Annotated in this window: 1 protein-coding gene; it reads left to right on the top strand. The window is 71.1% G+C overall.

Annotated elements, in window-relative coordinates; all coding sequences use genetic code 11:
- Positions 1-238 precede the first annotated feature (238 nt).
- Complete coding sequence (locus tag ACLFMI_RS26735) at positions 239-1,324, top strand: IS110 family RNA-guided transposase (RefSeq protein WP_410950733.1); 1,086 nt, start codon at positions 239-241, stop codon at positions 1,322-1,324.
- Positions 1,325-1,341 lie beyond the last annotated feature (17 nt).

The raw sequence follows: 1,341 nt of genomic DNA, 5'->3' as shown, positions 1-1,341 counted from the left end.
CTGACAGTGAGGATGTAGGTGAGCCCCGCAGCGGTCGGTCTGACCCACCGACTGACTGACTCCGGGTCTTCAAGGGGATCTGTCGGCCGGTCCGCTGCGGGGCTCGTGCACTCACCAGACGGCGGTTGTGACCTCATAGAGCCTGTGCCATCAGGCACCCATCACTGTCTTGTCCGCTCGCCCGGCTGGTGCGTGCCGCCCTGCCCGATGCGAACGAACCAGGACGGTCATGACCACGATGACACAACCCCACTCCCTCACCGAGACCTCCGGCGAGGTCGGCAAGGTGATCGGCGGTGTCGACACCCACAAAGACACCCACACCGCCGCCGCACTCGATCAGGCCGGGCGGCTGCTCGGTCACGCCCAGTTCCCCACCACCGTCGCCGGCTACGCCGCGCTGCTGGCCTGGTTGCAGGCCTTCGGGCTGCTGGTGCGGGTCGGGGTCGAGGGCACCGGGGTCTACGGCGCAGGTCTGGCGCGCCACCTTCATACGGCCGGGATCGCCGTGGTCGAGGTCGACCGCCCGGACCGCAAGACCCGCCGCTGGCAGGGCAAGTCCGATCCGGTCGACGCCGAGGCCGCCGCCCGCGCCGCCCTGGCCGAACGCGCCACCGGCACCCCGAAGCACCGCGACGGCCGGGTCGAGGCCCTGCGCGCACTGCGTGTGGCCCGCCGCTCGGCGGTCGCCTCCCGCGCCGAGGCCCAGACCCAGCTCCGATCCCTGGTCATCACCGCCCCCGACGGACTCCGCGCCCAGCTCACCCCGCTGACACTGCGCGAGCTGTTGGCCCACTGCGCGACCCGACGACCCGACACCGGGGCCTGCGATGAGCCCGCCATCGCCACCGTGATCGCGCTGCGCGCCCTGGCCCGGCGCCACCACGATCTGACCACCGAGATCGACGACCTCGACGCCCTGATCGCACCGCTGACCACCGCGATCAACCCCGTCCTCGCCGCGATGAACGGGGTCGGCTCCGACGTCGCCGGACAGCTACTGGTCACCGCCGGAGAGAACCCGCAGCGGCTTCGCTCCGAAGCCGCGTTCGCGATGCTCTGCGGGGCCGCGCCGCTCCCGGCCTCCTCCGGGCGCACCCACCGCTACCGGCTCAACCGCGGCGGCGACCGACAGGCCAACTCTGCGCTCTACCGGATCGTGCTCTGCCGGCTGCGCTGGGACGAACGCACCCGCGCCTACACCGCGCGCCGCACCGCCGAGGGCATGAGCAAGAAAGAGATCATCCGCTGCCTCAAGCGCTACATCGCCCGAGACATCTACCGAGCCCTACTCACACCCCACGACCTCGAACTCGCCGCTTGACATCCATAGGAGCATCC

This window comes from Pseudonocardia nantongensis (genome assembly GCF_046546495.1).
In the GTDB taxonomy this organism is placed as follows: domain Bacteria; phylum Actinomycetota; class Actinomycetes; order Mycobacteriales; family Pseudonocardiaceae; genus Pseudonocardia; species Pseudonocardia nantongensis.
Note: the sequence above shows the minus strand (reverse complement) of the source record. Positions and strands in the feature narration are given on the sequence as shown.